Source organism: Prosthecobacter sp. (assembly GCF_046154365.1).
Taxonomy (GTDB): domain Bacteria; phylum Verrucomicrobiota; class Verrucomicrobiia; order Verrucomicrobiales; family Verrucomicrobiaceae; genus Prosthecobacter.
Window position 1 is genome coordinate 1 of record NZ_JBJXFV010000131.1, and the last position, 7,798, is coordinate 7,798.

At 57.8% G+C, this 7,798-nt stretch carries 7 protein-coding genes; 6 read left to right on the forward strand and 1 reads right to left on the reverse strand.

The window, feature by feature from the left end:
- From ACKVY0_RS17005 to ACKVY0_RS17020, 4 genes are all read left to right on the forward strand, one after another.
- Positions 1–761 (forward strand): hypothetical protein (locus ACKVY0_RS17005; RefSeq protein WP_409216021.1); only part of this gene is annotated, 761 nt, incomplete at its 5' end.
- A gap of 87 nt (positions 762–848) precedes the next feature.
- Positions 849–1,436: a hypothetical protein gene (locus ACKVY0_RS17010; protein WP_409216022.1), complete on the forward strand. Its 588-nt coding sequence runs from the start codon at positions 849–851 to the stop codon at positions 1,434–1,436.
- A complete protein-coding gene (locus tag ACKVY0_RS17015) occupies positions 1,433–2,815 on the forward strand; it encodes a formylglycine-generating enzyme family protein (RefSeq protein ID WP_409216023.1) in 1,383 nt (460 codons plus the stop codon). Before ACKVY0_RS17010 ends, ACKVY0_RS17015 begins: the two co-directional genes overlap by 4 nt.
- 86 nt (positions 2,816–2,901) lie before the next feature.
- Positions 2,902–3,726 carry a hypothetical protein gene (locus ACKVY0_RS17020; protein ID WP_409216024.1) on the forward strand — a complete coding sequence of 275 codons (825 nt, stop codon included), beginning with the start codon at positions 2,902–2,904 and terminating at the stop codon, positions 3,724–3,726.
- A 29-nt stretch (positions 3,727–3,755) separates the two neighbouring features.
- Here the strand turns inward: ACKVY0_RS17020 and ACKVY0_RS17025 are convergent, their stop codons facing one another.
- Complete coding sequence (locus ACKVY0_RS17025) at positions 3,756–3,869, reverse strand: type II toxin-antitoxin system VapC family toxin (RefSeq protein WP_409216025.1); 114 nt, start codon at positions 3,867–3,869, stop codon at positions 3,756–3,758.
- A gap of 619 nt (positions 3,870–4,488) precedes the next feature.
- Between ACKVY0_RS17025 and ACKVY0_RS17030 the strand changes: the two genes are divergently transcribed.
- Positions 4,489–5,469, forward strand: coding sequence for a glycosyltransferase family 4 protein (locus tag ACKVY0_RS17030; protein WP_409216026.1), 981 nt, complete (start codon positions 4,489–4,491; stop codon positions 5,467–5,469).
- Between the two features lie 10 nt (positions 5,470–5,479).
- Positions 5,480–7,651 carry a 1,4-alpha-glucan branching protein GlgB gene (gene glgB, locus ACKVY0_RS17035; RefSeq protein WP_409216027.1) on the forward strand — a complete coding sequence of 724 codons (2,172 nt, stop codon included), beginning with the start codon at positions 5,480–5,482 and terminating at the stop codon, positions 7,649–7,651.
- Positions 7,652–7,798: the final 147 nt, after the last annotated feature.

Consider the following 7,798-nt stretch of genomic DNA (forward strand, 5'->3'; position numbering starts at 1 on the left):
AGCCTTATCCCGGCCAGATCCTTTCTGCTCCAACCCAGAAACCCAAGAAACACACCATGCCTAAATCAGACTTCATGCCCACCGACGACAATGGCAAAGCCAGCCTGTTCGTCCTCTTCCGTGACAATGTCGGCCAGTATCTGGCCACGCTTGGCATCGCTGCCAATGACCCCGACATCGTGCAGCAGGCCGCTGATGCCACCCGCTTCCGTGCCATCGTGGACTTCTGCGGCAACATGCAGAATGCCGCGCAAGGCTGGACCGCCGAGAAAAACTACGAGCGCGACGGCGGCGACACCGCCCCCGCCGGACAAATCGTGCCCGAGCTTCCCGCCGGCTTCCCCGCTGCGGTGCCCGCCGGCATCGTGCGTCGTTTCCGTGAGCTGGTGAAGCGCCTCAAGGCCTGCAAAAACTACACGCCTACCATCGGCCAGGCCCTCGGCATTGAGGGCACCGCGCAGACCGGCCCGGACCTCGCCATCATCCAGGCCATCATCGCGCTCGCCATCGTCGGCAACGCCGTCCTCATCACCTGGGGCTGGCAGGGCTTCAGCGCCTTCCTCGACATGCTGGAAATCCAGGTGGACCGCAACGACGGCAAAGGGTTCGTCTTCCTGACCTACGACACCACCCCGAACTACACCGACACCACCCCGCTGCCCGCCACGCCGACCAAATGGAAATACCGCGCCATCTACCGTGTGGGCGACCATCAGGTGGGCGTGTGGAGCAGCACCGTGGAGATCATGGTGGGCGGGTGAAGATCAGCATCAAAGACAGGGGGCATACAGTCCCCTGTCTTGTTCGAAGCACCCGTCTACCCGCAATCCTCCGCTCCAAACTCCAGCATGTTCATTTTCAAAATTTTTGAAATCTTCGCACATTGTGCCGCCGTTGTCGGCATCGGCATTGCCGCTTACCAGCTATGGCAGACACGGCGGCAGGCCGAGACCTCCTTTGAGGACACCATGGCGAAGGAATACCGCGAACTAGCCTCTAGATTTCCGACCAAGGTATTCTACGACTATCCGTTCTCGGAGGAATTGACGGCGAGGGAAAAAGCCAGAGCCCAGGACGAGTTTTATCGCTACTTTGACCTGACCAACGGGCAAATTTTTCTTCGCGAGGTGGGCCGCATCAGTGAGCAGACGTGGGCGTTTTGGTGCGACGGCATCAAGACCAACATGCAAAGAGCAGCCTTCGAAGCCGCTTGGGATGATATTGGCGGCAAGGCACAACTGGATTTCGCCGAGCTTCGGCTGCTCATCGAATGTGATTACGAGATGGATCCAATTTCGCCCAATTGGATGCACAGAATCACCATCAAGCGCCAGGAAGTTGAGGCCAAGGGCCGGAAACTCAAAGCCGAGGAGCGCGAGGCCAAGAGGGCTGCTGCCGCAGCATCTGTAAACAAGCTAGACACTCCCACTGTATGAACATGCGTTTTCGATCACTACTTCTTGCCTCGCTGCTCATGGCGGTCGTCTCGTCCGCTCAGGTGCCGCAGCTCATCAATTACCAGGGGCGCGTCGCAGTCGGCACAGTGAATTTTGATGGCAGTGGCCAGTTCAAATTCGCGCTGGTTAATGCCAGTGGAAATACCACCTACTGGAGCAATGACGGCACCAGCACTGCTGGTAGCCAACCAGCAGCAGCCGTAGCGCTTGTCGTCACAAAGGGGATCTATTCCGTCTCATTGGGCGAAACCACTCTCACGAACATGGTGGCGGTTCCCGCCAGTGTGTTTTCAAATACAGACGTGCGTCTACGTGTGTGGTTTAATGACGGAGTGAATGGCTTTCAACTATTTACGCCGGACCAAAGAATAGCTGCGGTTGGATATGCGTTCTATTCAGGGACGGCAAGTGTTGCCCAATCTGTCCCAGATGGATCGATAACAACGGTCAAATTAGACTCATCGCTTCAGGGAGTTGTTACGCCCATACCACCAAGCCCTGGCTTTGTTCGAGTGGGTGATGTTAGCAATCCAGCCGACTCTTTAAACGCTGGATCGGTCTCTGGAATCGGGTCGGTATCATATTCTTACCAAATCGCAAAACACGAGGTGACTAATGATGAGTATAACGCATTTTTGAATAGCGTTGCCTCAAACGACACTTATGCATTGTATAATTCAAATATGTCAACCAGCGGATCCGGTGGAATCGTGCAGTCCGGAACATCTGGCAGCTACACATATGCAGTGAAATCGAACATGGGAAACAAGCCCGTAGTTTTTGTCAGTTGGTTTGATACTGCCAGATATTGTAATTGGTTGCATAACGGAATGCCTGTAGGACCGCAAGATTCGAGCACGACTGAATCAGGAGCTTATACTTTGACCGGCCTTAGTAGCATTGCCACAGGGAGCGATTCTGTGAATGGAGCCAATGGACGTAATTCCGCCGCACGATTTTTTCTTCCTAGCGAAAATGAATGGTATAAAGCGGCTTATTACCAGCCCACAAGCATGGGTGGAGATGCCGACAGCTATTGGCTTTACACAACTCGTTCAAATGCACCGCCGACGGCTGCCGCAGCCAATGCCGCGATTGCCAACGGAGCAAATTATTCGAACGTTTTTGCCAACATCACCGCTTGCGGGAGCTACTTATCAGCATCGAGCTATTATGGAACGCTCGATCAAGGTGGAAATGTGTACGAAAGAGTCGAGCAAAAACTTGGAGGCGTATTTCGAGGGTTGCGTGGAGGTTCTTGGTCGCACGGTTCGAGCGACATTGCCTCTTCCACTCGCAATGGCCTTAGTGTCACAAGTGAGGATATAAGCTCAGGATTTCGGGTGGCCAAACCATAACTTTCATCATGCAAGCGTATTTACCCAATTTTTGTGTTTTATACTTTGCATTAGTGTCGTCTCTCCATGCTGGTCCGCGTACCAGCGTGAGCTACAGTATCACCACCGACAGCTTCGCTGCCGGAGGCGCACGAAACACCAGCACAAGCTACACGAATGACGGCAACGTCGGTGGAGTGGGTGGCATTGCCACTGCTTCCGCGCCTGCGGAGACGCTGAAGGCGGGCTACGTCGGCCAGCTTACGGAAGTGAGCACCGTGCAACTGGCCGCCACGCCCGCGACCGTGAACGAAGCTGCCACGCTGCAGCTTGCCGCCACGGCCACACTGGATGATGCGACGACGGTGGTGCTGCTGGGTGGCGATCTGAACTGGAGCGTGGTCAGCGGCCCGATCACCAGCATCAATGCCAGCGGTCTGGCGACAGCGACCAACGTGTATCAAGACACGGCGGCGACGGTGCAGGGGAGTTATCGCGGCGTGAGCGGCACGCTGGGTCTGACAATCGTGAACGTGGGCACAGATGATCTGGGCCTGTATGCCAGCGACAGCCTGCCGGATGCGTGGCAGGTGCAGTACTTCGGCCAGAACAACCCGCTGGCGGCACCCACGGCGGATGCGAGCGGTACGGGGCAGAACAATCTCCTCAAATACACGGCGGGCCTGATCCCGACGGACCGCAACTCACGCCTGCTGACCAGCGTGGGCGGCAGCGGAACCCACACGATCACCATCAACCCCCGGCTGAGTGACCGCACTTACACGGTGCAGTTCAGCACCACGCTGAGCGCGGGCAGTTGGCAGACGCTGAGCGGTGCCACCATCCAAGACAACGGCCAGACCCGCACCGTGACAGACCCAGATGCGGTCTCGACGCGAAAGTTTTACCGCGTGCAGGTGAGCTACCCGTGAGGAAGGGATGAAGGACACTTGCGCCCCGCTCACTCCAGCCTGTTCTCGACGCGCAAGCCGGGGATTTGGTCGAAGTCCGACAGGTTGCGGGTCAGCAGCATGGCGTCATGCGCGAGGCAGATGGCGGCGATTTTGAGGTCCATGGTGCCGGTGCGGGGCTGCTCTTTCGGCAAGCGCTGAAACGTCAGGGAAGCACGGATTTACACCGCAGAGACAGGAACGCCGCAGAGGAAGCCCTTCTGAATCAAGCCTCTGCGGCGCTCCAATCTCTGCGGTGTGGGTTGAATCAGTGGTGCCTTAGCCATAACCATGCAGTAGAAAGCGTTCACGCTGCCCATGAGAAATGATTCAGCATGAACCACAGAGGCACGATGGACACAGAGAATGAGGAAGAAGGAGGGCACCCTTGAGTGCTGAAGTGGCAGGGCGGCATTGCCTCTGTGTCCATCGTGCCTCTGTGGTTGATCAACTGCATGGTTACGGCTTAGCGGCGTTTGTTTTCCCGCGCCCGCCATGCGGCCCCGAGCCGCGCAGCTTCGCGCTCATGGGGCTGAGTCTAAAGCACCGGTGAAAACCTGACCACGGAAACTTTGCGGCTCCTCGCTCTCTGATCATGCTCAAGACGCTTGGAAAACACTGATTTACACCGCAGAGTTTTGGTGAGCGCGGGGAAAAATCTTCGGCATCAATCCTCTGCGTTCTCTGAATCTGCGACAAATGAATTGCTTGGCGTGCTGACTTGCTCACACCTACGTTTTAGCCATGCGCATCGCCATCCTTCACTACACCAAACTGCCGGTCATCGGCGGTGTGGAGCGGGTGATTGGTGATCAGGCGAAGGTGCTGTCGGTGCTCGGGCATGAGGTGGAGGTTTTGACGCGGAACGAGTGGCATGGCGGGTCTTACGATGTGGTGATCGTCCACAACGTCTTCACGATGCCCTTTGATCTCGCATGGACAGCGGAACTCATCCAACAAGCCGCCGAGACACCCCACATCCGCTGGATCAACTGGGTCCACGATGTGCGCTGGTGCGAAAAGGTGCCACCGGCCGTGCATGTGGCGGTTTCGGAGGTGCGGAAGCAGGAGTATGCGCGAGTGACGACCGACCCCATCACGGTGATTCCGAACGGCGTGGATGCCGGGAACGTGCTGGGAATCATGGAACGGGTGTGCGGTCTGAAACTCGAAAACGAGGCGCTCATCCTGCTGCAACCGACACGGTTCGTGCGGCGAAAGAACATTGAGCTGGGGCTGCGGGTGCTCGCGGAACTACCGGAGGCGATTTACAACGTCACGGCGGCTCCCGACCCGCATCAGGACGACGGGATCGTCTATTTCAAGGAACTGGGTGAACTGGCGCAAACGCTCGGGGTGCGGGATCGTGTGTGGTTTCTGGGCGAAACAGCCCCGTTGAGCGATGCGGACGTGCGCAGTCTGTATCAGATGGCGGATGCATTGTTTTTCCCGAGCACGGCGGAGGGCTACGGGCTGCCGTTGATCGAGGCGGCACTGCATGGTGTGCCGGTGTTTTGCTCGGACATCCCGGCGCATCGCGAGGTGGCGGTGGGAGCGGAATTTTTTGCGCTGGATGAAGAACCACGGCTGATTGCGGCCAGGATTCGTGAGCATCCCGCAGTCAAGCAGCGGCAGCAGCGGCGGGGGCTGATGCGGCGGCTGTCCTGTGAGGGAATCGTGCGGGAGTTGCTGGAACCGTTGCTTTTGCCGCCGAACGCTCCATGAATGAACGCTGATGAGTCAATATTCGAACAATGCCGAGATTCAATCCGTGCTGGCAGCGCGGCACCAAAACGTGTTCGCTTTTCTGGGAGCGCATGATGTGGGCGCCGGCCAGCAGGTGGTGCGCACCACGCAACCTTACGCGACCAAGGTGGTGGTGATCTGCGGTGGTGAATCAATCGAAGCGACCAAACAGCATCCCGATGGTTTCTTTGAAGCGGTCACACCGCGTGGTACTTACGAACTGGAAATCACCGATAACGAAGGTAACACGAGCCGCACTAGTGATCCCTATTCGTTTGGCTTGCTGCTGGGCGATCAGGACATGTACTTTTTCCGCGAAGGCACGCATCAGCGGCTCTGGGAAGTGCTCGGCGCACGCCTGAAGACGGTGAGCGGCGTGGCGGGCTGTCAGTTCTCGGTGTGGGCGCCGAATGCGCAGCGGGTGTCGGTGGTGGGCGACTGGAATCGCTGGGACGGGCGCGTGCATGTGATGCGCAATCGCATCGAAGCGGGTATCTGGGAGATTTTCATTCCCGGCATCACCGAACTGACGCACTACAAGTTTGAGCTGGTGGACAAGTACGGGCAACTGTGTATGAAAAGCGATCCGTATGCGGTGTTCGGCCAGCATGGCACGCAGACCTCGAGCCTGACCTTCAATCTGGAGCGCTATCGCTGGTCGGATGGCGAGTGGATGCAGGCGCGGGTGAAGCATGATCTCTACCACGCGCCGATGAGCGCGTATGAGGTGCATTTCGGCTCGTGGAAACTCAAAGCCGATCAGGGCAACCGCTGGATGTCGTATCGTGAACTGGCGGATGATTTGATTCCTTATGTGAAAGGGCTTGGCTTCACGCATATCGAGATCATGGGCATCGCCGAGCATCCGTTCGATGGCTCGTGGGGCTATCAGGTCACAGGGTATTTTGCGCCGACGAGCCGCTTCGGCAATCCCGATGAGTTTCGCGAGTTTGTGGACCGCTGCCATCAGGCGGGCATCGGCGTGATCCTTGACTGGGTGCCGGGCCATTTCCCGAAGGACGCGCACGGCCTCGCGAAGTTCGACGGCACCGCGTTGTATGAGCACGAAGATCCACGCCTCGGCGAGCATCAGGACTGGGGCACGCTGATCTTCAACTACGGGCGGCATGAGGTGAAAAACTTTCTCATCTCGAATGCGCTCTACTGGCTGGAGCAGTTCCACATCGACGGCCTGCGCGTGGATGCGGTCGCGTCGATGCTCTATCTCGATTACTCGCGCAAAGCAGGCGAATGGGTGCCCAATCACCTCGGGGGACGCGAAAATCTCGAAGCGATCTCCTTCATGCGAGATCTCAACCGCGTGTGCTATGAGAAACATCCTGGCACCACGATCATCGCGGAGGAAAGCACGGCATGGCCGGGCGTGTCGCGGCCGGTGAGCAGTGGGGGGCTGGGGTTCGGTTTCAAATGGAACATGGGCTGGATGAACGACAGCCTGAGCTACATGCAGCACGAGCCGGTACATCGGAAGTATCATCACGGCGAGGCCACGTTCTCGATGATCTATGCCTACGACGAAAATTTCATCCTCGTGCTGAGCCACGATGAGGTGGTGCATGGCAAGGGATCGCTCATCAACAAGATGCCCGGCGACCGCTGGCAGAAGTTCGCGAATCTGCGCATGTTCCTGGCATGGATGTGGATGCATCCGGGCAAGAAGTTGCTCTTCATGGGCGGTGAGTTCGGCCAGTGGAACGAATGGAGCCATGAGCGCAGCCTCGACTGGCATCTGTTCCTTGGCGAAGAGCACTGCGGCCTGCAAAAGCTCGTTCGGGATCTCAATCATCTCTACACGACACGGCATGCGCTGCACATGAAGGACCATGAGGCGGGCAGCTTCTCCTGGCTGGATGCGAACGACGCTGACAACAGCATCTTCGCCTTCACTCGTTCTTCCCCGGATGGCGACAAGGTGTATGTCATCGTCAATGCGACACCGGTGACACGAATCAGTTATCGTGTAGGCGTTGCGGCTGCCGGCAGTTATCGTGAACTGCTCAACAGTGACGCTGCGGCGTATGCAGGTTCGGGAGCGAGCGCGGGAGCTGGCTTCCAGGCGCAGCACACCGCGTGGCAGGGGCAGCCGTGGAGCCTGGTCGTTGATCTGCCGCCGCTGGGCGTGCTGGTGCTGGGAAGATGAGTCTTTTGCGGAACCACAAAACTAGTTCTGCTTTGTTAGGAGGTTGAAGCCTTCGCCGGAGCAACTTTTTCCCGTTTGCGTTGGCGTTTGAGGGCGTTGGCTGCCGCACGACGACGTTTCTCGTGGCGACGCTCGATGCGCTCGATC